Annotated in this window: 28 protein-coding genes, 1 tRNA gene and 2 pseudogenes; 21 read left to right on the top strand and 10 right to left on the bottom strand. The window is 33.0% G+C overall.

Annotated features, from left to right (window positions below):
• Window positions 1-88: 88 nt before the first annotated feature.
• A pseudogene (locus DSQ20_RS08410) lies at window positions 89-2,181 on the bottom strand (AAA family ATPase).
• Window positions 2,182-2,284: 103 nt separating this feature from the next.
• Between DSQ20_RS08410 and DSQ20_RS08405 the strand changes: the two are divergent.
• From DSQ20_RS08405 to DSQ20_RS08390, 4 genes are all read left to right on the top strand, one after another.
• On the top strand, window positions 2,285-2,743 hold the full coding sequence (locus tag DSQ20_RS08405) for a hypothetical protein (RefSeq protein WP_179365290.1): 459 nt from the start codon (window positions 2,285-2,287) through the stop codon (window positions 2,741-2,743).
• A 50-nt stretch (window positions 2,744-2,793) separates the two neighbouring features.
• The gene (locus tag DSQ20_RS08400) at window positions 2,794-3,096 is read left to right on the top strand and encodes a hypothetical protein (RefSeq protein ID WP_179365289.1); all 303 of its coding nucleotides are present in this window, start codon (window positions 2,794-2,796) and stop codon (window positions 3,094-3,096) included.
• Between the two features lie 98 nt (window positions 3,097-3,194).
• Entirely contained in the window at window positions 3,195-3,554 is a 360-nt protein-coding gene (locus tag DSQ20_RS08395) for a transcriptional regulator (protein WP_048110507.1), read from the top strand.
• Window positions 3,551-4,144 carry an RlmE family RNA methyltransferase gene (locus tag DSQ20_RS08390; RefSeq protein ID WP_007551237.1) on the top strand — a complete coding sequence of 198 codons (594 nt, stop codon included), beginning with the start codon at window positions 3,551-3,553 and terminating at the stop codon, window positions 4,142-4,144. The genes DSQ20_RS08395 and DSQ20_RS08390 overlap by 4 nt, the downstream gene beginning before the upstream one ends.
• On the opposite strand, the gene DSQ20_RS08385 is transcribed toward DSQ20_RS08390, so the two are convergent.
• Window positions 4,117-5,283: a tRNA (guanine-N1)-methyltransferase gene (locus DSQ20_RS08385; protein ID WP_179365288.1), complete on the bottom strand. Its 1,167-nt coding sequence runs from the start codon at window positions 5,281-5,283 to the stop codon at window positions 4,117-4,119. The genes DSQ20_RS08390 and DSQ20_RS08385 overlap by 28 nt on opposite strands.
• A 61-nt stretch (window positions 5,284-5,344) precedes the next feature.
• Here DSQ20_RS08385 and rnhB point away from each other — a divergent pair, with 61 nt between their 5' ends.
• Entirely contained in the window at window positions 5,345-5,971 is a 627-nt protein-coding gene (gene rnhB, locus DSQ20_RS08380; protein WP_048109992.1) for a ribonuclease HII, read from the top strand.
• A 50-nt stretch (window positions 5,972-6,021) separates the two neighbouring features.
• Here rnhB and DSQ20_RS08375 read toward each other — a convergent pair whose 3' ends face one another.
• From DSQ20_RS08375 to DSQ20_RS10885, 3 genes are read right to left on the bottom strand one after another with little or no spacing between them, the layout of a single operon-like run.
• Window positions 6,022-6,564 (bottom strand): fibrillarin-like rRNA/tRNA 2'-O-methyltransferase, encoded by a 543-nt coding sequence (locus tag DSQ20_RS08375; protein WP_370464185.1) that lies wholly within the window; start codon window positions 6,562-6,564, stop codon window positions 6,022-6,024.
• A gap of 57 nt (window positions 6,565-6,621) precedes the next feature.
• Window positions 6,622-8,052: a ribonucleotide-diphosphate reductase subunit beta gene (locus DSQ20_RS08370; RefSeq protein ID WP_255458221.1), complete on the bottom strand. Its 1,431-nt coding sequence runs from the start codon at window positions 8,050-8,052 to the stop codon at window positions 6,622-6,624.
• 11 nt (window positions 8,053-8,063) lie between these two features.
• Window positions 8,064-8,279 (bottom strand): hypothetical protein, encoded by a 216-nt coding sequence (locus DSQ20_RS10885; protein WP_255458220.1) that lies wholly within the window; start codon window positions 8,277-8,279, stop codon window positions 8,064-8,066.
• 88 nt (window positions 8,280-8,367) lie between these two features.
• Between DSQ20_RS10885 and DSQ20_RS08365 the strand changes: the two genes are divergently transcribed.
• The 12 genes and pseudogenes from DSQ20_RS08365 (at window position 8,368) to DSQ20_RS08310 (ending at window position 18,248) form a co-directional block, all read left to right on the top strand.
• Window positions 8,368-9,279 (top strand): dihydroorotate dehydrogenase, encoded by a 912-nt coding sequence (locus tag DSQ20_RS08365; protein WP_179365287.1) that lies wholly within the window; start codon window positions 8,368-8,370, stop codon window positions 9,277-9,279.
• Window positions 9,263-10,075: a dihydroorotate dehydrogenase electron transfer subunit gene (locus DSQ20_RS08360; protein WP_048109990.1), complete on the top strand. Its 813-nt coding sequence runs from the start codon at window positions 9,263-9,265 to the stop codon at window positions 10,073-10,075. Before DSQ20_RS08365 ends, DSQ20_RS08360 begins: the two co-directional genes overlap by 17 nt.
• A 52-nt stretch (window positions 10,076-10,127) precedes the next feature.
• Window positions 10,128-11,852, top strand: a complete 1,725-nt coding sequence (locus DSQ20_RS08355; protein ID WP_048109988.1) for a radical SAM protein — start codon at window positions 10,128-10,130, stop codon at window positions 11,850-11,852.
• Window positions 11,853-11,892: 40 nt separating this feature from the next.
• The gene (locus DSQ20_RS08350; RefSeq protein ID WP_007402857.1) at window positions 11,893-12,075 is read left to right on the top strand and encodes a 30S ribosomal protein S30e; all 183 of its coding nucleotides are present in this window, start codon (window positions 11,893-11,895) and stop codon (window positions 12,073-12,075) included.
• 364 nt (window positions 12,076-12,439) lie between these two features.
• Window positions 12,440-13,312 carry a matrixin family metalloprotease gene (locus DSQ20_RS08345; RefSeq protein ID WP_218841286.1) on the top strand — a complete coding sequence of 291 codons (873 nt, stop codon included), beginning with the start codon at window positions 12,440-12,442 and terminating at the stop codon, window positions 13,310-13,312.
• 116 nt (window positions 13,313-13,428) lie between these two features.
• Window positions 13,429-14,592, top strand: coding sequence for a DNA repair and recombination protein RadA (gene radA / locus DSQ20_RS08340; protein ID WP_179365286.1), 1,164 nt, complete (start codon window positions 13,429-13,431; stop codon window positions 14,590-14,592).
• Between the two features lie 123 nt (window positions 14,593-14,715).
• Window positions 14,716-15,777, top strand: a complete 1,062-nt coding sequence (gene rlmN, locus DSQ20_RS08335) for a 23S rRNA (adenine(2503)-C(2))-methyltransferase RlmN (RefSeq protein ID WP_179365285.1) — start codon at window positions 14,716-14,718, stop codon at window positions 15,775-15,777.
• Window positions 15,778-15,820: 43 nt separating this feature from the next.
• Entirely contained in the window at window positions 15,821-16,120 is a 300-nt protein-coding gene (locus tag DSQ20_RS08330; RefSeq protein WP_048109986.1) for a 50S ribosomal protein L21, read from the top strand.
• Between the two features lie 2 nt (window positions 16,121-16,122).
• Window positions 16,123-16,446, top strand: coding sequence for an RNA polymerase Rpb4 (locus DSQ20_RS08325; protein WP_007551223.1), 324 nt, complete (start codon window positions 16,123-16,125; stop codon window positions 16,444-16,446).
• An 18-nt stretch (window positions 16,447-16,464) separates the two neighbouring features.
• Window positions 16,465-17,031 carry a DUF655 domain-containing protein gene (locus tag DSQ20_RS08320; protein ID WP_179365284.1) on the top strand — a complete coding sequence of 189 codons (567 nt, stop codon included), beginning with the start codon at window positions 16,465-16,467 and terminating at the stop codon, window positions 17,029-17,031.
• Window positions 17,028-17,735 (top strand): rRNA adenine dimethyltransferase family protein, encoded by a 708-nt coding sequence (locus DSQ20_RS08315; protein ID WP_179365283.1) that lies wholly within the window; start codon window positions 17,028-17,030, stop codon window positions 17,733-17,735. The genes DSQ20_RS08320 and DSQ20_RS08315 overlap by 4 nt, the downstream gene beginning before the upstream one ends.
• Window positions 17,710-18,248 (top strand): annotated as a pseudogene (locus DSQ20_RS08310) (methyltransferase domain-containing protein). The gene DSQ20_RS08315 and the pseudogene DSQ20_RS08310 overlap by 26 nt, the downstream one beginning before the upstream one ends.
• Before the next feature lie 8 nt (window positions 18,249-18,256).
• On the opposite strand, the gene DSQ20_RS08305 reads toward DSQ20_RS08310, so the two are convergent.
• Window positions 18,257-19,288: an isocitrate/isopropylmalate dehydrogenase family protein gene (locus DSQ20_RS08305; RefSeq protein WP_179365282.1), complete on the bottom strand. Its 1,032-nt coding sequence runs from the start codon at window positions 19,286-19,288 to the stop codon at window positions 18,257-18,259.
• Between the two features lie 108 nt (window positions 19,289-19,396).
• Here DSQ20_RS08305 and DSQ20_RS08300 point away from each other — a divergent pair, with 108 nt between their 5' ends.
• The 3 genes from DSQ20_RS08300 (at window position 19,397) to DSQ20_RS11040 (ending at window position 20,831) form a co-directional block, all read left to right on the top strand.
• On the top strand, window positions 19,397-20,143 hold the full coding sequence (locus tag DSQ20_RS08300; RefSeq protein ID WP_179365281.1) for a metallophosphoesterase: 747 nt from the start codon (window positions 19,397-19,399) through the stop codon (window positions 20,141-20,143).
• Window positions 20,144-20,175: 32 nt separating this feature from the next.
• A tRNA-Ser gene (locus DSQ20_RS08295) sits at window positions 20,176-20,262 on the top strand.
• A gap of 443 nt (window positions 20,263-20,705) precedes the next feature.
• Window positions 20,706-20,831, top strand: coding sequence for a hypothetical protein (locus DSQ20_RS11040; RefSeq protein WP_179365280.1), 126 nt, complete (start codon window positions 20,706-20,708; stop codon window positions 20,829-20,831).
• Between the two features lie 278 nt (window positions 20,832-21,109).
• Here the strand turns inward: DSQ20_RS11040 and DSQ20_RS08285 are convergent, their stop codons facing one another.
• The 3 genes from DSQ20_RS08285 to DSQ20_RS08275 all read right to left on the bottom strand — a co-directional run bounded on the left by DSQ20_RS08285 (window position 21,110) and on the right by DSQ20_RS08275 (window position 23,679).
• Window positions 21,110-22,387: a hypothetical protein gene (locus tag DSQ20_RS08285; RefSeq protein ID WP_179365279.1), complete on the bottom strand. Its 1,278-nt coding sequence runs from the start codon at window positions 22,385-22,387 to the stop codon at window positions 21,110-21,112.
• A gap of 82 nt (window positions 22,388-22,469) precedes the next feature.
• Window positions 22,470-23,480, bottom strand: coding sequence for a hypothetical protein (locus DSQ20_RS08280; protein ID WP_255458217.1), 1,011 nt, complete (start codon window positions 23,478-23,480; stop codon window positions 22,470-22,472).
• Window positions 23,470-23,679 carry a hypothetical protein gene (locus tag DSQ20_RS08275; protein WP_179365278.1) on the bottom strand — a complete coding sequence of 70 codons (210 nt, stop codon included), beginning with the start codon at window positions 23,677-23,679 and terminating at the stop codon, window positions 23,470-23,472. Before DSQ20_RS08275 ends, DSQ20_RS08280 begins: the two co-directional genes overlap by 11 nt.
• Window positions 23,680-23,806: 127 nt before the next feature.
• Between DSQ20_RS08275 and DSQ20_RS08270 the strand changes: the two genes are divergently transcribed.
• Window positions 23,807-24,652, top strand: a complete 846-nt coding sequence (locus DSQ20_RS08270) for a hypothetical protein (RefSeq protein ID WP_179365277.1) — start codon at window positions 23,807-23,809, stop codon at window positions 24,650-24,652.
• Here the strand turns inward: DSQ20_RS08270 and DSQ20_RS08265 are convergent.
• The gene (locus tag DSQ20_RS08265; RefSeq protein WP_007551210.1) at window positions 24,649-25,014 is read right to left on the bottom strand and encodes a response regulator; all 366 of its coding nucleotides are present in this window, start codon (window positions 25,012-25,014) and stop codon (window positions 24,649-24,651) included. The genes DSQ20_RS08270 and DSQ20_RS08265 overlap by 4 nt on opposite strands.
• Window positions 25,015-25,016: the final 2 nt, after the last annotated feature.

The raw sequence follows: 25,016 nt of genomic DNA, 5'->3' as shown, positions 1-25,016 counted from the left end.
ATTTCATATCTCAATTAAACCTTAAAGGGTATTTTACTGCTTTTGTATTTGTTGATGAAGTATTTTTCATCAGTAAACTTCTTTAATCCTAATTTCTTGCTCTCTGAAATTTGGCTAAATCTGCCTTTGTAGTGACGTTTTGATATTGTCTGATTCTTTCAGCAATTAATCTATACAATGTTCTAAATTGGTCTTTAGTTTTATCTGATAAGAAATCAGTCTCTTCTAAGGTAATTTTTTCACAAATATACCTAGTAATCTCCTCATTATCGAACTGACCCCAATCATCATCATTATGTTCTTCCCAAATTTTTCTTAAATTCTCTAAAACGCCTTTCTTTCCCTTTGAAGTTACATCAAGTGGTTTAAGATTTGAATAGCCTTCTTTTCTCAATCTGATCTCATAAGTTTGATTGACTGCATGAAGATAATCTTCTAAAACAATATAATCTTCAATTGATTCCAAATTCTTACCATCTCTTTCAAAAAGTATTGTCTGTATTGGTGAAAAATCATTTGATGTTAGTTGAGCTGAAATCTGTTTAGATTCATCTGAATCATCCAATAAAATAAATGTCCTATACCCGTGATTTCTATAAAATATTGCCAGAGGTAATACTGAATTTTTATTATAAGCAGCTACTACATTAAGTGGATTCATTGATATGTTTGGATCTTGTAAAAATTTATCAAAAGCATTAAGATACATTGCATCTGACATTGTCTCAACAATAATTACTGGTCTTGAGTTAGTTCCAATTTCTCTATCTACAATCGATTCGACCAACCCTCTTGATAATCCATATAGAATTGGGGTTAGTGTTTTATCATCGGCATTCCAGTAATCATAAAAAATTTTACTAAGGTGTTTTCTTTTATCTAATTCTACTACCAACAAGTTTCCTGGAGTATAATCAAAAATCATAAATGGTGAATGTGTTGCATACAAAACTTGATTTGAGCCTGCAAGATTCTTTAACAAATCTGAAATTCCTCGTTGTTGGGTAGGATGAAGATTTCTTGCTGGTTCATCGAGAAGTAATATTGCTTCTTTGAGTTCTGCTCTCTGTGTTTCTGCTGCAAAATTTACAATAAACGAAAATGTCCATTTGAAACCTTCTGCTCTTCTATTTAGCAATCCTGTGTTGGTTACCGTTCCATCACGATGAATATCTGAAATTACTACACTCATGATATTTCCTGGATTGTATCTTAATTCAACATGGATTGGGTCGCCTTTCCATGCTGGATTTAATTTCTTAGTTAATCTATTACTTGCTGTATTCAATAATTTGATACATTTTGATGGAGTTTCTTTTACTTCATCTAATGCTTTAATGTCTAATTCTGCCAAATAGAAAAGATTTCTTACTGTTTCTGCCTTGTCAAATTCTTCAATAAATTCAATTGAGCTTGCCCTGACTCCTTTTTCTTCTCTAAGATATTCATTGAGATTGATATTGCCATAGATTTTTTTGTAATCAGAAAAATAAACAAATCGAGGATGTAATTCAGATGCAATGAAATTCTCTAAAGCTGATTTTTCACTACTGCCACTAAGAAGTTTATGATACTGATTTTCCGGATTATGGTATATTTTTTGCCATTCTTCTATTACTTTAGGCTCTTGAACAGCTATTACGTGAAATTGATTGCTAAATTCAGCCATTCCGCTATTGAATATCTGCTGATTCTTTGGTGGAGGACCATCAAATAATTCAGTATTGATTTGAATTTTAAGATGATTTGGTATTGTATCTAAAAAATTCTTAATCTGCCTTGAAAAATTCTCCCAAGAATTTATTTCATTATTTCGTTCATCACTAAGTTGAATATTTTCAAACTCATATTGTACTCTAGGTATTTTATTTGTTCTAAATAATTTTATTTTTCTTATATCTGGTAAACCTGGAAACGCTTCTTTGATTAATTTAACCTCGTTTGAACTTAATTCAAATTCTCCTTCAGCTAGTATAACTTCTCCTTTCAACTCTTCTGATAATTCATCACAAAGATCTAAATCTGAAATTTTTCATCTTTATTTAATAATGTTAATGCTTGTAGAATTGTTGTTTTTCCACTTTCATTTCTTCCAACAAATGCTGCTAAATCACCAACAGTAATTTCGCCAGAATCGTGAATGCAACGATATGCTCTAACTCTAAATTTTCTAAGTCGCATCTAGCAATATTTAGTCGGGTCCGATTTAACTCATTCGTCAAATTCATCATGCGTATTGGAATTTTGCTAAATAGATATAAGGGATTTACAGGTGAAAAACGAAATGGCAACAAGTTTAGTATATGTTGTATTTGTTTTGCCAATTGTACTTTCAATTGCTTTTGGTACTGTTGTTATGGCTGATGTTCTTCAATCGCCGGATCGTGAACTCAATATGTGGCCCATGGGCAATTCTGAAATCATGAAAAATGATGAAGATATCTCCATCATTGGATTAGAAAATCAATATTCTATTTCATCCCCTGTACAAATTCAAGTAAAAATTGATGATTCTCAGTTTGACTGTGGAGATCTGTATGTTACTGTTTATTCTGAAAAACATATAGTTACACAAAGTGGATTTTTAAAACAATGTTTTGATGAAAACAACTCTTTTTTACCTGTTGATGATGATTTCTCTGAAATAATAGATAAACCTGGACAGTATGATCTAGTCGTGAAAATGACCGATCAGAATCAAAAGAGTACTATAACTACAAGTGGAAAATTTACCATTAAATAGGAATGAATTATTGTATGATTAGGAGTTATATTAAAAATTAAGGTGATTTGATGGCAAAAAAACAAGATAAAACATCTGACGTTCCTTTAAAAAAAGAAGCAGCACCTAAAGAAAAGAAACCTGCAAAAAAAGAAGCAGCACCTAAAGAAAAGAAACCTGCAAAAAAGAAGCAGCACCTAAAGAAAAGAAACCTGCAAAAAAAGAAGCAGCACCTAAAGAAAAGAAACCTGCAAAAAAAGAAGCAGCACCTAAAGAAAAGAAACCTGCAAAAAAAGAAGCAGCACCTAAAGAAAAGAAACCTGCAAAAAAAGAAGCAGCACCCAAACCAAAAAAGCTTACTAAGAAAGAATTAGAAGAAATTAAAAAAGAAGCTGAAAAAACATTAGAAGAAGAATTAGAAGAACAACTTACCGATGAAGAGATTGAAAATTTCCAAATTGAAAAAGTTGACATGGAGAGACTCACAAATAAAATATGTGATGTTTTAGCTGAGCGTGAATCTAGTGGAATGTTCCAAAGTGAACTTTGGAAAAAATTAAAGCTAACTAGTAGAGATGGTTCTAGACTTGCATTAAAGTTAGAAAGAATGGGAACTATTTACCGAGAAAAAATTCTTGATAAAGGTCGTTGGACGTATAAATTAATTCTAAAGAAGACTCCTATCAGCACTTTATCAATTGAGAATGCCCCATGTCTTGTTTGTCCCGTTGAACAAAAATGTTCACTCGAAGGAGAAATAAGCCCACGTAATTGTCAATTCATTGAAGACTGGGTACTATCAGAGATGAAAAAACCTACGAAAGCCAAATGAAGTTAATAGATGCACGTCGAGATCAATACAGAAAATTAGCCCATGAACAGGGTTATCGAAGTAGAGCTGCATACAAACTCAAACAACTAAATCAATCTTATCGAATCATTGGACCTGGATTTTATGTTCTTGATTTAGGATGTGCCCCTGGAGGCTGGACTCAAATGGCCGTAAAACTTGCTGGAAACAAAGGTAAGGTAATGGGTATTGATACTTCATATGTTGAGGAAATACCTGGAGCTCATATAATTAGAGAAAATATTGAAAATGAGTTTGTAGTTGACGAAATTATGTCTTATTTTGAAAGAAAAGTTAATGCAGTGATATGTGATCTTTCTCCACAAGTTACTGGGAATTGGTCTGTTGATCATGCAATACAAATTTCATTGAATTATGAATGTACAAAAATTATGGATAAGGTTCTAATGCATAAAGGTAATGCGATTTTCAAAGTATTTGATGGAGAATATTCTATGGAATTTAAAGATTATATTAAAAAGAAATTTGCTAGAATAAATCTTACAAAACCTGAAGCCAGTAGAAAACAAAGCAGTGAGTTGTATTATGTCTGCTTGGGATTTACTGGCTGATCTGAAAAAACACTGATTATTTCATTTATGTTTGCATTTGTTCTAAATCCAGTAGGATTAAACGACGTAGAGCTAGCAAGATATCCGTTTTTCTGTAAATTTATGATTGCGTCTTCTAATTTTGGTGGTGATGCTTTCATTTTAGATGCAATTTCATCTAATGTAAAATAGATTCCAGGCATTTCAGATTCTACTAAACATTTTTGTAATGTTTTTTCACAAACCTTTCCTACTGATAATTCTGGTAGTTTTAAAATCATATCATTAACAAATTCTTTATCGAAAATTTTATCAATCCATAAAGGTCCCCCAATGTTTAATTTTGAATCACACAATTCACATTCATTAATTTGTTCTAATACTATTTTTCTATGTCCGCAACTTTTACAATGTATGATGTATCCAATATTTTCTTTTTGATCCTGTCGAATAAGTACTCGCACATATGTTCTGTAATAATGCATATTGCTTTCTGCAAATATTGGAACAATTTCAATACCTATTCTTCCTGCAACCATTCTGAGACATCCTAGAATCAGTCTAATTGCCATCTCATTACCATATTCTGCTCTTATTGGCACTCCACCGTATTTTCTCTTACATGCGCTTTGATAAAGGCCATTTAAAACCTGAAGATCTGTTGCCGTTATGGAAAGAATTCCTCCATGCATAGTAGCTCTAAGGCAACAATCAAAAAATTGGGATGGTGAACCAAATGGATCTATATCTACAATTGAACCTCTTTCGCCTTTTGTGGAATATTTACTAAGAAATCTACATACTTCCATTTCTGAATATTCGATATTCTTTAAATCGTTTAATCGTGCAGAGTATTCTGCTAATTTTAATGCGGATGGATTTAGATCATTAATTATTACTTTATCCATTTGTAATTCATTAGCAACACGTAATCCTCTTACTCCCAGACCTGATAATCCTTCTAAAAATATTTTTGGACCTTTAAATTTTTTTAGAAATGCTCCATATGCAATTATTGAGAAATCTCTACTCACTTTTGCTTTTGGATTAAAAAATGCTGGTTCTTTCGGTGGAACTTTATCTGTCAATGATTTTTTTGGAACGATAATTTTTGTTTGCCCTTCTACTATCTCTTGTAAAGTTTCATCTGGAATTTGCAATTCTTAATCTGTATTTCATTTACCTATAACGGTTTAATACATGTGTTTTAAGACAGAATCAATGCTGATTTGTGGAGTTGATGATGCTGGGCGTGGTTCTATGCTTGGTCCTCTAGTAATCGCTGGCATCATTATATCAAAAAAAGATATTCCTAAACTATCCAAGTTAGGTGTAAAAGATTCAAAACAACTAACTCCAAAATTGCGAGAAGAACTTTACAAAAAAATAATCGCATTAGTTGATAATTACTATGTAACAAAAATTTCTCCAAAAATAATTGATGCCAGTGTAACCAAACACAATCTTAATCATTTAGAGGCTAAATATATGGCAAAAGTCATTTCAAAATTAAATCCTGATACTTCATATGTTGATTCGTGTGATGTAAATCCAAAAAGATTTGGAAAAGAAATAGCAAAATTATCTAAACATAAAAAAATTCGTTCATACCATCATGCTGATAGCAGATTTATCGTGGTATCAGCTGCATCAATAATTGCCAAAGTTACTAGAGATAGGGCTATACTAAAACTCAGAAAAAATTATGATTTAGGAAGTGGATATCCATCTGATTCAAAAACAATTGATTTTGTTGCATCTTATTATAAAATCAATCAAGTACTACCTATTTTCGTGCGTAAAAGTTGGAAACCTACTCAACAAATATTGAATAAAAAATCACTTTAGGAACTTTGCAATTACCATTGCATGGTCTTTGTCATAAGGATGAAGATCTATTACTTGTAGAATCTCAAAATAAACTTCCATTCTTTGTATCTCTTCTTCAACAATTCTTTTGGAGATTTTGTTACATCTATACTTCTGGTCTTTATTACTAAAAAGAAATAACCGTCTTTCTTAAGATACATTTTACAATTTTCTATTGCTATGTTTGTTTGATCAGGTTGTGCAATATCTACATAAACTACATCAACTTTTCCAAATACTGAAAAATACTCTTTTGGTTTTCTCGCGTCTTGTAAAATTGGAATTATATTTGCTCTATGTGAAGCAACTCTATCTAAGAAATCTCGCGCTACTCTACTAGCATGTTCAACTCCAAAAATAATTCCTGATGGTCCAACAATATCTGAAATATGGCTAACTGTTGTACCTGTTGATACTCCGAGATACAATACTGATGATTTATTTTTGAATGGAAATATTTCTAGTCCATTCATTATTGCGGCAGCTAATTTGCTTCTAAAAGGATCCCATAATCTATATTCTGTCCCTTTTTTTGTAATTAATTTTTCATTATATACTTGATTACCTATCACTAAATTTCAGTAGCTAGTTTTTTTTCACCATCTGAATTTATCCAAAAAAATTCAAAATTATCTTCTTTCAAACTTGGTTCTCTTTTTATTTTTATTTGATTTTGAATCTGTTCTTTCTCTATAATTTTTATTTTCTCTTCTAGATTCTCCACCTTCTCTTCTAGAATCACTTCCCTCTCTTCTTCTGAAATCTCCACCTTCTCTTCTTCTAGATTCTCCACCTTCTCTTCTAGAATCACTTCCCTCTCTTCTTCTAGATTCTCCACCTTCTCTTCTAGAATCACTTCCCTCTCTTCTTCTGAAATCTCCACCTTCTCTTCTTCTAGATTCTCCACCTTCTCTTCTAGAATCACTTCCCTCTCTTCTTCTGAAATCTCCACCTTCTCTTCTAGAATCACTTCCCTCTCTTCTTCTGAAATCTCCACCTTCTCTTCTAGAATCACTTCCCTCTCTTCTTCTGAAATCTCCACCTTCTCTTCTTCTAGATTCTCCACCTTCTCTTCTAGAATCACTTCCCTCTCTTCTTCTGAAATCTCCACCTTCTCTTCTTCTAGATTCTCCACCTTCTCTGAATAATTCGGGTTGTCTGGTTTCTCTTTCAGTAGGAGTTTCGTATTTTTTACTAATCTCGTTTACTCTGATGTTTAGTTTTTCTAATAATGTTTTATTGATGCCTTCTCCATAAACATCAACTCTAGCAGCTATCACGGCTTTTGCAGCAATTGCTCTGGCAATTTTTCCTCTTTGCCATCTGGGTGCTGCGTGAACCATAGCATGTTGGAACAATAATCCGTGTTTTGGTGGCTGAGCGCCTGTCTTTAATGATCTAAACAATGCTTTTTCAGCACCAATTATTTGGATAGTACTTGCTGGCATGGATGCTAATTTCTTTAGGCTTCCAGCTTTTCCTAATATTCTAGCACCTACGGCAGCTCCAAGAATTGCTGAAAGATTTGGTGCAACAGTTTGCATTTCTAGCTCTACATGTGCTTCTAATTTTTTTCGTAAGTCATGGAAATCTAGAATTTGTTTAGCAATTGATTGCACAATTGCTAAATTGATATCTGAAATATCTCCTCCTCTACTTTTTGATGCAAGCAAAGCAATCATATCTGCTTTCGAATCTGGAAATCCTGCTTCTTCATACACTTTTTTTGTTAATGATTCTCGCTTTCCAGCCAAAACAATTTGAGAATAACCATTAATGCTATCAATAATGTTGTCCAATTCTGGAAAATGCAAACCATACCACTCTCGTAATCTTGAGCTAAGTCCATTTGCAATTTTATCAATCTCATCTAAAGAATTTATTGCTTGAATTATGTGAAGATCTGGACTCTCAGAAACTTCTGTAACCTTTGATGATGATAATCCCATTGCAAATTCTCTTAGCTTTGACAATGCTTCTGAAATGTTTTTTGCAAATCCTGAATCAACAATAATTTGTGGTTTTGTGGATTGAATCTCTTCTAATTCTGATTCTTCCATCATTTGTGCATCTATGGAACTTTTTTCAGTAATGTCATCAATGATTCATCACTAACCGAAATGCCTCTTTGAAGAGGACCGAGATAATTCACAAGTTCATTTAATTTTGATTCCTTTTTTTTCACAGAAATATAATCTCGAACTGCATCTTTGAAAGGAAATGCTTTTTCGAGTTTCTCATCTTTAAAAACTACGATTCCAAATTCTGTTAATATTACAGAATACATGAATTGTTAATTTCAGGTCTCCTTTTAAAAAGGTACTAAAAACACGGTGAATCAACTATTATATTCGAAACCACGTACATGATTCAAAGTGGAATCCAGCCTGGTTACTTCTATAGGAAAAATTCAACTAGAAAGACCTGTAATGCTGGCCTCTGGAATATTAGGTATTTCGTTAGATGTCTTTAATCGACTTTATCGTTCAGGTGCAGGAGCAGTTGTAAGCAAATCACTGAGTACAGAACCGTGGGATGGATACCCAAATCCTACAATATTTGGAATAAATGGTGGCGGATGGATTAATGCAGTAGGATTATCAAATCCAGGCGCTCCAAATTTTGCCAAAATGATAGAACCTAACAAAGATGTTCCGATAATTATTAGTCTTGTAGGCTCCATTCCTGAAGATTTTTCAACAATGGTTGAACAGTTTAAAAATTCTAAAGTTATTGCATACGAATTGAATTTATCATGTCCTCATGTTGCCAAAGTTGGATTAGAAGTAGGCGATGATCCAGAATTAGTAAAAAAAATTGTCAGTACTGTAAAAAATTCTACTAATGTACCTGTAATTGCAAAAGTAGGGCTGGGAACAACTCATTATCTTAATACTGTAAGTGCTGCAATTGATTCTGGCATTGATGCAATAACTGCAATTAATACAATACGAGCTATTGCAATTGATGTTGAAACACAAAGACCAATTCTCAGTAATAAATTCGGTGGACTCTCTGGTACTCCGATTAAACCCATTGCCTTACGATGTGTTTATGAAATCTCTTCAAAATATGACATTCCTATAATTGGATGTGGTGGAATATCTACATGGGAAGATGCGATTGAATTTATTTTGGCAGGTGCATCTGCAATTCAAATAGGAAGTGTAATTGGTGATAATTGGATACATGTTTTTAATGATATTAACAAAGGAATACTTCAATATATGAAAAGAAAAGGATATTCAAAAATAGATGAGATGATAGGACTTGCAAAGAAATCTTAATCATACAAAAATTTGTGTAATTGAAAAAGTAATTGATGAAACCCCTACTGTTCGAACTCTGATTTTTTCAGACGATGTAATGTCAAGTGTTCTACCTGGTCAATTTGCAATGGTATGGATACCTGGAATCAATGAACTGCCAATGAGTGTGATGATTGCTCAAGAGTCTGGTAAAGCTGCTTTCACTGTTAGAAAACACGGTCCTGCATCTACGGGTTTGTTCAATGTTAAGGTAGGCCAGCAAATTGGTGTAAGAGGACCATATGGAAATTCATTTGATCTAAAACAAGGTAAACTGTTGCTGGTTGGTGGTGGAACTGGACTAGTTCCTATGATGCGATTATTGACACACATCAAACCTAATGACGATGTTACAGTTCTAATTGGTGCAAAATCAAAGAATGAAGTTTTTTTTGAAGACTTGGCAAATAATTTATTGAAAAATAATCCTCACCGCGTAATTGTTACTACAGATGATGGAACCTATGGAGAGAAGGGATTTGTTACTAGTATGGTTGAAAAACTTGTAAATGAAATTAATTTTGATGGTATCTACACATGTGGTCCTGAAATAATGATGTACAAAACTGTTCAACTAGCTCATTCTAGAGGATTGTTTGTTCAAGCAAGTCTTGAACGTATGATGAAATGTGGCGTGGGAATTTGTGGGAGTTGCTGTGTTGGAGAAGATTTGGTTTGTAAAGATGGTACAGTGTTTGATGGTGATCATTTAATTTCAAACAAGGAATTTGGTCGTTTTCATAGAAATAAGGCTGGAATACTAGAAAATTATTAAGTTTAGTCAGCAAGGTTTAAAATAAATCATGAAATTATTGCGTTGAAGAGCATTGGGTACCCCAAAAATAGTATTAACTGCAGATCGTACATTAATGTCTCCCTATCGTGGTTTATCTCTAGCTACGTTTTTCGGATGCGCTCCTGCAGTAGATCCAAATCGTGATAAGAAAAGTCTTTTGTATAAAATTCTAGGAAATCAGGTTACTCCAAAGATTTTATTTGATTTTATTTGCAATTACATTCCTCACACAAATGGTGTAGCAAACTACGCTCCATATGGATTACGAAAAGTAGAGGCAGGTTTACTGCGCGACGGATTTAGACGTGAAGATGTTGTTGTTGCACATCCTGATCACATTGAAAAATTCATCGGACCTGATACGCAAGTTGTTGGTACATATGAAATGGATCCGTTAGGAATGGGTCCTGTTACAATGACTTTCACATATGGACGAAAACAAACTTCCTATGATGAATTTTACAATACAGAATTACATCAACGAATTAAAGCTGCAAAACTAAAGACAGGAAGTAAAGCCAAAGTTATTTCTGGTGCTTCTGGTACATGGCAATACAACTATGATCCAGAAAAAATTGAAGAATTTGGTATCTATGCTATATTGGAAGGAGAACTTGGTGGTATTGCTCCAGAAATTGACGGACACGCAGGCAGATTTTTCAATTATCTGATTAATGGCGATTTTGAAAATATGGATCCATTTAGAAAGCGTAGTGACTTTAAAGTAAACATAAAAGAATTTGAGAGAAATGGGAAAAAAATTCATGGAAGATTTGTAAATTTTTGGGATAGACCAGATTTAGATGAAATCCCTGAAATTGTAGAACCAAGCATGCATGGAATGGTTGAAGTGATGCGAGGATGTGGTAGAGGCTGTAAATTCTGCGATGTTACATTAAGATCATTAAGATACTATTCACCAGAAAAAGTCAAACGTGAAATCGAAGTCAACATCAAAAAAGGCGGTGCAAAATCGGCTTGGATTCATAGCGATGATATTTTTGTATATGGAATGGATCCTCGAACTGCTAAAGGAATGGAGCCAAACAGAGAAGCCCTTGAAGAATTATTTACTGCTATCATGTCAACTGGTGTAGGCCATACAAACCCAACTCATGGTACTTTAGCAGGTGCAATAGCTGATGAGAAACTAATTCCAAACCTTTCACGAATAATTAAATCCAGTCCTGATAACATGATTGGAATTCAAGCTGGTTTTGAAACAGGAAGTTTGAGATTAATTGGAAAATATGCTGATAGAAAACTTGCTCCATACGATCCAAGTGAATGGCATTGGGTAGTAAAAGAAGGTGTAAAAACTCTGAATAAGGATTATTGGATTCCTGCATTTACTTTGATTATGGGACTTGACAATGATGAACAACCCGAAGATTCTTGGGATACTATTCGTTTAATCACAGAATTAGAACATGAACAACCAGACTCGATGTTTACTGCTACAGCGCTTACTTTTGTTCCAATTGGATTGTTAGAAAAATCTGATTTCTTCAACATTGGAAATGAAATGACACCTGCACAATTAGGCGTACTCTATAAAACTTGGCAGCATAATTTCAAATATGGAATTCAGAAATTCATGACAAAAACTGGTGCAAAAGGACCACAGCGATATTTCTTTAACGCAATTGCGAGATCTTTAGGAGGTATTCCTTTAGGTGCAATGGAAAGATATGCACGTCATAAAAGTAAAGAACATGAACACGTCATTGAGACAATCAAGGCAAAATACTGGTAATCATACAAATACATAAATTTGCTATTTTAGATGATTAAGTATGGCAACCCACGGTTCACTTACCAAAGCAGGTAAAGTAAGAGGACAGACTCCTAAAGTTGAAGGCAGAAAAATTGTTGGTACAAACTCTAGTCTTAGAAACAAGAGTAACTTCAAAAAGCGATTTGAGTTAGGTAGATTTCCAGGGCAAAATAAGCCTGGACAAAGAAGAAAGAGACGTTAGCTCAAAATTGTTACAAGTTATATTTTTACGATCATTTTCAAAACAGGTTTTTTATACACAGTAGGATAAGGGGAATCAAAAAGGAAAATTCAGCAATAATTGACGGCTACCAACTATACCATAATTACATTCGAAATCACATGGGATTAGACGGTAAGACACCTGCCGAAGCCTGTAGAATTACTATTGAGGGTGAGAACAAGTGGAAAACCCTGATTCAGAATGCAAGCATAAGATAAAAAATATGACTAGGATAGATTTCAAGATATCCTTGATAGTCGTGGATTATCTATGTTAGCATATTTTCATAAATTATGACTAGATTCCCAAAATTGGGTAAATACTAGTAACGACATTAGTCTGGGTGGTTACAAATGATAGAAAAAATCCATTAAATAAAATTCCGCCATTGGATAATGAAGAAACAATCGACAGAATCTCCAATCTTGAAAATGAAGTAAAATCATTTGAGATAGAACAAAAAAGAATCACTAAAACAATCAAGACAAAGTCAACAATAATGATTGCAGTTGTGACAATGATTATGATAATTATCGCTATGATCACCACAAATACCCTTCCAACATATCCTAGCAAGATCATAGAAGTTGTATACCCAACGACACTTTCAAGCGGGTATGTAATTGAAAATCTCAAAGGAGAAAAAATAAACACATTTGTTTCGTGGAAGATTGAACCTGACGATTCTTTTCACATTCATGTTGTGGATTCGCCCAACATATCACAAAAGCAACTAGACATGATAAACGATGTAGTGTTCTCCACTGAAGCAGTAAATCTTGGTGGAGAAACGTATTACAAGGGATGGTATGGGGCATTAGAAAAGTCATCATATAATACAAAATTCCCAATCCCGATACACTATCATTCAATAATTACAGATACAGGATCAGGTCACATCACAATAAGACTAACAACACAAAACAACGGAGATGGATATTCAGGATATACAAAGTCGCAAGTAGATGAAGCAAACCATCAAATTTTAAAATCAGAAATTACAATATTTTCAGTTGACAAATTATCCACAGAGGAGTTCAAATCAATACTACGTCATGAACTTGGTCATGCTTTTGGTCTTGCACACTCACAGAATCCAGATGATTTGATGTATCCTGAAATAAAGACAAACTATCCATATATTTCTCCATGTGATGTTCAAGGAATAATCGGATTGTATGATGGTGAACAGAAAAGTGAAATCATCTGTCAGTAAATACGATACTGCTCAAAACCGCATCCGATGACTTTTGACAGTGAGGAGATCCGACGGAGATTTGACAGAACCTAAAAACAATAACGTTATAAAGTACTAGTACCGTACCATACAGTATGGTAGAAGATTTAAGATTAGATAGTTTGGAGGGCGTAGGTCCTGTAACTACTAGAAAATTATCCGACGCAGGAGTACACAATGTTATGGATCTTATCGTAAGAGGTCCTGTGGAAATTGCAGAAATAACTGGAATGGAAAAAGATACCGCAGAAAAAATTGTAAACAAGGCAAGACAACATCTCGTTGAAACTGGATTGATCTCCAGGGATTTTGTTACTGCAAGTGAAGTATACAAACGCAGACAAGATATTGGTAAAATTACAACTGGCACTAACTGTCTTGATACCCTATTTGATGGAGGTGTTGAAACACAAGCTCTTACAGAAGTTTATGGTGAATTTGGTTCAGGCAAAACTCAATTTGCACATACACTAGCTGTAATGGTTCAAAAACCAAAAACAGAAGGTGGATTGGATGGCGGTGTTTTGTATATTGATACAGAAAACACTTTCAGACCAGAAAGAATAGTATCTATTGCACAAGCACATGAAATGGATCCAGAAAAAGTTCTTGACAGAATAATTGTAGCACGTGCATATAACAGCGCACATCAAACATTGATTCTAGAAGAAGCTGGCCCTATAATCGAAGAAAACAATATCCGACTAATCGTTGCAGATTCTGCAGTTGGATTGTTCCGTGCTGAATATCTTGGTAGAGGAACATTGTCAAATAGACAACAAAAACTGAATCATTTTGTTCACATGTTGTCTAGAATTGCAGAAACTTACAACTGTGCTGCAATTGCCACAAATCAAGTAATGGCATCTCCTGATGTTTTCTTTGGTGATCCAACTCGACCAATAGGTGGAAACGTAGTTGCACACACAAGTACATACAGAATATACTTTAAGAAATCCGGCAAGAAACGAATCGCACGAATGGTAGACAGTCCACACCATCCAGAAGAAGAAGTAATCTTTGCATTGGGTGAAGCAGGAGTGATGGACTTGGAAGATACAGAGAAAAAGCCAGGTAAAAAGACAGCCAAAAAAGCAACTAAAAAAGAAAAAGAATCAGAACCTGAAACAACTGAATCTATTATTGATTCTACACCTGAAACACTGGTTGAATCTACATCTGGAACTGCAGAACTAGAAATGGTTCAAGCAACCGAAGATCTTGACTCTGATGATGATTTAGAGTCACTAGAAGAGTAATCTTCTTTTCTTTTTATTTTATTTTCAAAAATTTTATTTTATTTTAAAAATTGAGACTCGATTAAATTATAATATTATAACAGAGCCTTAATTGTTGAATATGAGAGGCATCGTGAAAGTATAATGACTGATCTTTATCGTTTGTTACCTGAAGAAATGGAAAAATTGGTAATGGATATGGGCCAGCCAAGATATAGAGCAGATCAAATACTTTACCCATTGTATTATAAATTTCCAAAAACTATCACCGAGTTAAAACAACTACCTACTGCAATGCGAGATAAATTAATTGCAGATGGATACACAATTGGGTCTGCAACTGAAACTCATAGAGTAGTAAGTGATGATGGTGATACCACAAAACTATTACTTAATCTAACAGATGGAACTCCAGTTGAAACAGTTCTTATACAATATGAACCAACAAAGATTGGTGGTCATCCTAGGTCTACTATTTGCGTTTCAACTCAGGTTGGATGTGCAATGGGATGCATTTTTTGTGCAACTGGGCAAATGGGTTTTGAGCGAAATCTAAAAGCAGAAGAAATTGTAGCACAAGTTATTCACTTTGCAAATTTACTTCAGCAACGAGATCAGCATATAACAAATTTGGTCTTTATGGGAATGGGTGAACCTCTTGCAAATTACGATGAAACAATTCGTGCAGTTCGTTTACTTACACATCCACGAGGTTTTGGAATCGGACAGAGAAACATCACGATATCTACTATTGGAATAATATCTGGTATTGACAAACTTGCAGAAGAAGATCTTCAAATCGGACTAGCAATATCATTACATGCACCAAATGATGAATTACGCAAAAAATTAGTTCCAACAGCTGGACCTCATTCAGTAAATGAATTAGTTGCAGCAGGAAAACGCTACTTTAAGCGAACTGGACGACGTGTTACATTTGAATACGCTTTAATTGAAAACATTAACGATTCACAAGAAATTGCAAAGGAACTTGCACTTCTTTTAGAGGGAAATGGTTCTCATGTTAATCTGATTCCAATAAATTCTACTGCCGGAAATTTTCAGCGTCCATCAAAAAAGAGTATACTTGAATTTGAAAGAATACTACTAAAATCTCATGTAAATTGTACAGTAAGAGTTGAGAAGGGATCTGAAATTTCAGCTGCATGTGGACAACTCAGAACCGACATCATCTCTAATGCATGACTAGAAACTGTTAAAATAGGGTCACTGGGGAATCTACTCAGATATGGCAACTAAGAAATCTCATGGTCGTTCACACGGATTTAAGCACAAAGCAAGATCTGTGATGACAAAAACTGCTCCTAGAGGCGTATCATTCTTACTTAGAGAATATCATGAAGGAGAACAAGCACTTGTAATTATAGATCCTAGACAACACAAAGGTTTGCCTCATAGACGCTATCATGGGAAAGTAGGTAACATTACACATGTAGGTAGACGTGCTATTACTCTAGATGTAAAATTAGGGAATAAAACAAAAACCTTAATCACAAGATTAGATCATATCAAACCATTCGGTGTATAATCATGGAAGAGATAAAAAAGAAACAAAGCATTTCTCTATCAGAAGTTAAAGAGATTTTAGGTAAAGTTGATGTTGAAGAAATGGATCAAATTCAACGATGGACATATGATTATGTCTCTAAATTTGTGACCATTGATCCAAAGGATGCTAAAGAAATGAAGAAACAACTAATGAAAGATTGTGATTTAACTGAGGAAGAAGCAGTAGAAATTGTAAATATCAGACCAACTAGTTTGGCTGAACTACGTTCATTTACATTTGGTTGGAAGAAACTTATTCTTGCTGAAACTCTAGAAAAAATGCTCAAGATAATCAAGGGGAACTAAGTTTCAAGGAGATTTATTTTGCACAGGGCACAATCCCCTCCTAGAAAATATGAGGAATATGCATATGTCTTAGATTTTAATCCGCGTGGAAAATCATCTACAGTACGTGGACGTGACGGAATTATTATCACTGCAATTGGTGAGGACAGACTTACTTTACTTGAAGTTCTTGGTGTTCCAAATTCAACATTTGATGTAGGAGAAAGAATCTACATTGGAAAAGAGGGAAGAACAAAAGTTCTTTCAGTTTTAGGAAAGCTAGAATATGAACACATTTCGTCATCTGCTCAAAGTGAATTACGGGGAGTAGTTGAAAATATTGTCACCCACAATGAAACTAGATTTGTAGATTATCTTAACAATGCAAGACCATTGACTCCTCGAATTCATGCCCTGGAATTAATTCCAGGAATTGGAAAAACATACATGAAAATAATGTTAGAAGAAAGAGAAAAGAAGGCATTTGCAAGCTATGCTGATTTGCAGGAGCGCGTGGGATTCAAAGAACCAATCAAACATATCTCAGAGAGAATCATGGATGAAATTACTGGTGAAAGTAGGATGAATCTCTTTGTCAAAAAATGATTAAACGAAAACGACTAGGCCAACACTTTCTAACCTCAAATGTAATAGCAAAATCCATTTCTTTAGAGGCTAATATTACTAAAAATGACATTGTCTTTGAAATAGGGACAGGATTAGGAATTTTGACTCCATTATTGTGTGAAAATGCAAAAAAAGTGATTTCAATTGATGCTGATAGGGAATTATACGAAAAAGCAAAATCTCGTTTTTCCAAAATTTCAAATCTCTCTTTAAAGTTTGGTGATGGATTCAAACAAGATAATGTCTTTTCTGTTTTTGTATCTAATTTACCCTATTCAAAAAGTAAGGATGCTATTGAATGGCTTGCAAATACTCCTTTTTCTCATGGTGTGATTATGGTTCAGAAAGAATTTGCAGAAAAATTACTTGCAAAATCTTCAAAGAACCGAAGATCTGTAAGTATTATTGCAAACTCTGCTTTTGAGATTGAAAAAATTTTAGATGTTGGAAAACAAAATTTTTCACCTCCTCCAAAGATTGATTCTGTAGTTCTTAGAATTACTAAAAAAAAATCACTTGAAAAAGATCTTATTCATGTTATAAACAAGATGTTTTCATACAGAAGAAAAACACTTCAAAATATCTTTAAGCAGTTTGGAAAAGAAACTGTTATTGAGAAACGATTAGATGATCTTTCAGGTGATGACATAGTTGAACTTGCAAAAGAAATTCTTAAGAGATGAGGAGTATTCTCCATCTGAAGACACCTTCTTCATATCTGATTATATTGAAAAAGAGAAAGGATTCTCTGCTCTAGATGTTGGAAGTGGTTCTGGATATTTAACAAAACTTTTGTGGGAGAATTTTGCTTTTGTTGTTGGAACCGACATTAATTTTACTGTATTAAAAAATCAAACATATCCTACGCAAAATTTGGTCTGTTGTAATGGCTCTGATGCATTAAATTTAGAATTTGATCTAGTTGTGTGCAATCTTCCATATCTTGCAACTGATAAAGTATTAGACGCTGCAACTGATGGAGGAATTGAAGGCTTTGAAATTCCAAAAAAATATTTGATTCAATTTATAAAAATATCAAAATTGGCGGAAAATTTCTTTTTGTAACTACATCTCTTTCTAATTACCAAAAATTAATGGAATACACACAAAAATTATGCCTGGAACCACGAATTCTTGCCAAAAAGAAATTGTTTTTTGAAGAGTTAATTCTAGTTGAAGCTGTCAGACAAAAGTAAGGTTTTCTTTATTTTCGAAGATTCTGTTTTGCATATGATATTATGGCATCTGTCATTTGTGTTGTACTTGCGTTACCTCCAATATCCCATGTTACAATTTTACCTTCATTAATCACTTGTTCTGTTGCAGCAAAAATTGCATTTCGTATTTCTGTTTCTCCAAGATATTCTACCATCCAAGCTCCTGATAGAACTGTTGCAGTTGGATTTACCTTATTTTGTCCTGCGAACTGTGGTGCACTTCCATGAGCTGCTTCAAACATTGCATAGTTATCTCCCATGTTTGCAGAATAAATCAGTCCTATTGATCCTACAAGTCCAGATGCTAATTCTGATATTATATCCATAAACAAATTGGTACTTACCAAGATTGATCCATTGAATTGTTCTGGGGCAACTACCATTTGTTGTGCCATGTTGTCAATGTAAATTTCAGATAATTTAATGTCTGTACCTTTAATAGAATTTTGCGCTTCATCCCAAAATATTCCATCTGTTTGTTTTAGGATGTTTCTTTTAGTGATTGCAACCATTTTCTTCATATTGTATTTGTTTGCCCAATTTACTGCAGAGTTCATAAATCTGCTACATCCTTGTCTAGTGATCTTTCTAATTGCAATTGCTGCATCATCTGTGACTTTTACTTCCAAACCTGTGTAGAGTCCTTCTGTTGCTTCTCTAAAACAAACACAATCTAGTTTCCGATTTGGTGTTAATCTATCATATGTTCTAGTTGGTCTAATGTTAGAGTATAATTCAAATTTTTGGCGTAATGTAACAGCTACACTTCTTGGTGCATCTGGTACTGGTATTGTTGTCGTCGGCCCTTTAAAACAAGCATCTGTCTCTTCTAGAGTCTTCATTGTGGCATCTGGAATGTATGATTTGTCTTTTCTGCCATTTTTATCCCACTGTTCAGAGCCTGCTTCGCATAGAATAATTTCTGTTTGGGAATTGCATTCTTTTAAAACTCTGAGCATAGAGTCTACGACTTCAGGACCTATTCCGTCCCCTCTCATTACTGCAGCTTTTTTGCCCAAAACTGCAAAAACTTGCTATGTTTATTATTTAATCCTACCTTGGGTTTGAATTGTTTACGTAGATACTATAGAGATAGTTTAATAGCGGAATTTACTAAATTAAGAAAAATGCTAATTGTACAAATTTCTGATCTTCATGTAGGTTCACAATTTCTTCAAAATAAATTTGATCAACTAGTTGATGAGGTAAATCATCTTAATCCCGATGTTATTGTTGTTACTGGTGATCTTACAAATGAAGGACTAATGCAAGAATATGAAGAATGTAAGACATTATTGAAAAAATTTAACACTAAAAAAATTATTACTATTAGCGGAAATCATGACTATAGAAATACCGGTTATCTATTATTCAAGAAATTTTTCCCCTTTGAAGCAATAAATGAATTAAGTGATGATGTTGTTTTGGTAACACTTGGAACTGCTCGTCCTGATAGAAACGAAGGTGAGGTGGGGTATCGTCAAAATTTGTGGCTTGAGAGAACAATGAAAAAATACAAAGATAAAGTAAAGATTTTGGCAATGCATCATCATCTAATAGCAATTCCGGATACTGGTTCTGATCAATTAACTGTAGTAGATGCAGGAGATGTTTTAAGAACTATACTTGATACTAAAGTTGATCTTGTTTTATGTGGTCATAAACATAGACCCTGGGAGTGGAATTTTGGAAAACTAATGGTTGTAAATGCCGGAACTGCTACATCTGAAAGAGTTAGGGGATTGTTTGAAAATACATACAATATCATTACCGTTTCCAACAAATCTATCCATGTTGAACTAAAAATTGTGGGTGGAAAAAGAATGAAACTTGATGATATTGTGACTAATTACCACCAATTTGGTGAAGAATGAATTTATTTACAGATTAATTCAAGGCAGTCTGTGCGGGGATCGCCTAGCTTGGTAGGGCGTGGGATTGCTAATCCCATGTCAGCAATGACCCGTGGGTTCAAATCCCTCTCCCCGCGCCATAGAATTCATTATCTAAATGAGGAATACTCTTTTCTCATCTATGGCATGCCACAAACCAATAATTATACAATAATACTATTAATTTAGCAAATCAAATACGAAAATACAAAAAATCGAAGAAATCAATTGTACACCGGTATCGTTTACAGCCCAAGATCTTTTATCTTCAATAATTGTACTTGTTTCTTCAAATTTTTTTAAAGTGATTTGATGAAAACTAAACATAATCTAAACCGATTGGGTATTTTTTCTATTTTTTTATTATTGTTACCTGTGATTGTACTTCCGTTATCCTTCGCTGAGGTGAAAGTCGATGAAAATATGTGTAAACAAATGTATGTTCGATACAAAGAGATGGGAAATCAGAAATTTCAAGAAAAATATAAGGACAGACAATCTATATACAATTGTATAAAACTTTACAAAAATTTGGATTGGAATTTTGTCGGAAAAAGTAAAATTGATAAATATTATTCAAATCTTGAATTATTATCTCACAATAAACTGGGTAAAAAAGCAGATGTTAAGATATTGTATTCAATTCCTACCGATTCTGAAAAGTTTTTAGTTAAATTCAAAGCATGTGCAGATTCCACAATCCTAAAACCTTCTTTTCTAATACAGTCAAAATCTGAACAATACATTGGGGTCACAAACAAAATTCTAAAAAAGGACACATGTAATGATTATAGGACATATGTAAACGCTAAGTATCAATCCGATATTAAAATAGAGAATATTTTAGATTTATCAAAATACAAACATGTTAAATCTGGTAATCTTAAAATCTAATTTTCTTTAAAAATTCATTATTTTTTTACCTACAAGAAATTTTCAAACAAGAAATTATTCAGTACTCAAAATTTTATATTTTAAAGACTTTGTGTGCAAAATTTCATCTCTTAATTTAATGATATTTTGTGATATATCATCTGTCTTTTTAGCAAAGTCTACAGGACGAGGTTTGAGATTGATTAAGTCATTAAGCGATTTTTTCACTTCTGAGAATTGTTTATTTAATTCATCTAGTTTTTTATCTAAATCATCTATTTGTTGGGCTTTTGCACCGCTATCCTGATATCTTATTTGGATAGTATTTGGATCACTGGCACTTATCTTAGTTCCAGAAATCAAACAAGAGTTTGGAGATATTTTATCTCCTAATTGAGTTGTCTTTGATTCTAAATCTGAACTTACTGTAACTATGGGGATTCTCAAAATTTCTTTTCCTGAACATGCTTCAAATGCAATATCGTAATTATTTTTTATTGGATTATCATATTTTGAAATAATTTTAACAATCATTCCTTCTGATGCTTTTCGCGGCGTTGGTGTTGGTATCTTTAAAGTATCTTTAGTAGTTGTAGGTGTAAGATTCAATGATAATAAATATGAATTAAGTTCATCACGTACATCGTTAGTCTGTTTTCTTAGTTTAGAAATATGTTCAATTGTTGAGCTTACTTCAAGTGATTTTTCAGACTTGATTAATTCTGAAAGATTTTTTCTTTGAATTTCAAGCTCAAGTTGTAAATTATTAATGGTTAGCGTTAAATCATTAACTTTTTGAGAAATTGTACCCTTGTTGATTAGCTGTATTGATATTGATTCTGGATTGGTAGCCTGAATTTGTCCTACAGATATTTGGCATGATTTTGCTTCTATACTATTTGCAAGTTGGATTTGTTTTTTTTCGGCATTTGATTTAAGTTCAATTACTGGTGATTCAATAGATTGCGATATGGAACAAATATTGAATATCACATCATATACCGGAATCTGCGATTTACCAGATTTTGAAAGGGATTGAACCGTGGATTCTATTTTAACGGAACCAACTTCTTGAAGTGTTGTTTTTTCTTTCTTTTCAAACTGCTTTAGATCAAAATCTGAAATCATATATCTCTGCACTAATTTTTTTACTGATGAAATCTTTATGCATGAAGGCGTTTCATGTTCTAGTAAATATACGCGCATGAATCCTTCTTTGCATGAAATATCTTCTAAATCGATCCCAAAAGATAATTGCTTTTTTGGTGATGCTACATCAGCGTATGACGTTGAAAATAACAATCCTGCAAAAGTAAATACTATAACAATTAGAAATAATATCTTTAAATTCAATATTCTCTTATATTGTATTTGATTATTAAAAGTTCCATTTCCATTATTTAATTATTTTTGATTTTTAACTAGCATGAATTACCTAAATTTGAATTGTGATTATCTTTTTTTCAATAAGAAACTGCAATCCAAGTAAAAAATCATCTTCTGTAATTGTTTCATTTGAATACCATGTTGCAGTATTCTTAAACCATGATGGAATGTTGTCATCTAAATTCTTTGTTTTTATTATGTCGTCACTAAGTATCAGTATCTTTTTTTGAATTAATTCTGTAATTCCTGAAGTGAACTGCGAATCTGTTATCTCTCCTGTAGACCATAGTTGAACGTATTGTTTAATCCAACTGGGCATCGCAGGTCTAGTTTTTTCAGACATGCCTACGATATCATAAATTGTTTTGTCAGGAAATTGTGAATCAAACCATACTCTAAATCTAGGCTCATTTGAATATCTGTCCACATAATATTGTGGGGATAAATTATAATCAGGAAATCCTGGAATATCTGTTAACTCATACCCTACTACTTCTTGAATTCTATATTCAGGGAACGAAGTATCAAATAATTTTTTAAAATCGGAATCAGTGTTATACAAGTTAATGTAATGGTTTGGAGAAAGTGTGGGATCTGGAAAATCTGATATTGAAATTTTTGATTTAGGTTTTTGAGATTGGATTGTTTCTTGAGTATGTCTTGTTTGCTCAGATTCATTTTTTTCAGATATGTTTGTAGAAAAACTAAAAATCTTTTCGAATTTTTCATCATCATATGAAATTATTACAGTATATGATCCTGACTGTGTCCATTTAGGACCAATTACATCAATATCTGTTGAAAATGATCCTGATTTTAACGGGAAAAATTGCTTTATTGCAACTAAATCTGAAATACTACGAACCTGAATCACTATAGGTACGTTTTCTTCATAAACGACTCTTCCTGAAATTTTAATTTCATCTCCAATTGTATATGACTTTTTATCTAAATTGACATATGATTCTGCAAAACTAGATACTGGATACATTATAATTCCAATTATTAATAATAATGTGAAAATAAAGTTCATAGCAAAAACATCTTTTTTATTTTCCATGTGGTACTACATCTAAAATATTTGTTGTCAATAAAGTAAGCGATTTTGATTGATCTAATCTTATGTATGTATCTAGTATTACATAATTTTTGATAAGAGGTTTGATAATTATTTTATCTAAACTTAAACTAAAAAACATTGCAATAATTATGATGATGCAACCTAGGATTGCTAATACATACGTGTTTCTTGATTCCATAATCTATATCATCCAGTTCTAATTTTTTAAATCACATGAGCTAAATTCTAAAATATGTATTTTTATGGTTTTTATCATAAATTTGCTTTTGTAGCTTATTATATGCTCATACATATTGGTTTGTGGCATGCCATCAATAAAAGAACAAGGTGCAGTTTATGGGAATCTTTCAGCATACAAACAATACACTAGGCCTACCGCGCATCGTATTTTTGGACAATATTCGTACCGAAATAGAAAAGGTCCAAAACACCATGAAAACGTGCAAAGATTACTAGAGATTCTAGCAGTAAATGGCAGACTCACTACATGGGGTATGGCAAAAACACATCTTTCAGATTCTTCTAATATAAGAACACAAGAAAAAGACTATCGTAGACTATTGGTTGGAAGAATGGCTAGAGGGAAACATACTATGGGTTTGTTAGATGTTGGATTAGTAGTAAAAGATGGAAAAAATATTCAAAAAGCACCATCAGATCTTTACCGATTATCTCTTCATGGAATATTGTATTGCCTAGATGTGATGAATTTATCCGAAAAAGACATTGAAAAGATGGCAGAAAAATATTCCGATGTGTTGCCACAGATTTTTGGAAAATGGAACTATGTAAAATCAATCATAGGAAATGATACAGACAGATTAAAGACATTGGCATCTGGAATGTTTATGGATAATATTCAAATTTCTAATATTACAGCTTTGCCAATTTATGAATTGATGACATACATTAATGTAAAATATCAGAATAATTTTGAGCAGATAAATGAAGAAGATCTTGCCAATCAAATATCTTATTGGTTTTATACCAATCTTTTGATCTCCTCCAAGAAATCAAATAATAACACTAAACAATGGAAAAAATTACTAGACAATGATCCTGAATTAAAAAAATGGTACTACAAATTCGTCGATGAGGCAATATCGTTTTATACAAACAGATTCAAACAAATAAAGAAGCTAAAATCCTAAATATTTTTTGAGATGATATCTTCAAGCTGTTCAATAGTATAAGGTTTTGAGATTGTATCAATTAGATTAAGATTTTTTGCTTTGGTATGTTTTTTTTCATCATGTGCATATGCTGTTATTAAAATTACTTTGGCATTGGAATCATATTGGTTAATCTTAAAAAATGCGTCATATCCATCCATGATAGGCATCCTTACATCCATTAAGACTAGATTTGGATTAGTTTCTTTGTATTTTTGAACCGCTTCAACACCATTTTGAGCCATTACTACATCATATCCTGCACTTTTTATCAAAAATACAGTATTTTCTAAAAGATCTACATCATCATCAACGATAAGAACGATCTTTTTTTTATCCATTG

The organism is Nitrosarchaeum sp. AC2 (genome assembly GCF_013407385.1).
Taxonomy (GTDB): Archaea; Thermoproteota; Nitrososphaeria; order Nitrososphaerales; family Nitrosopumilaceae; genus Nitrosarchaeum; species Nitrosarchaeum koreense.
Note: the sequence above shows the minus strand (reverse complement) of the source record. Positions and strands in the feature narration are given on the sequence as shown.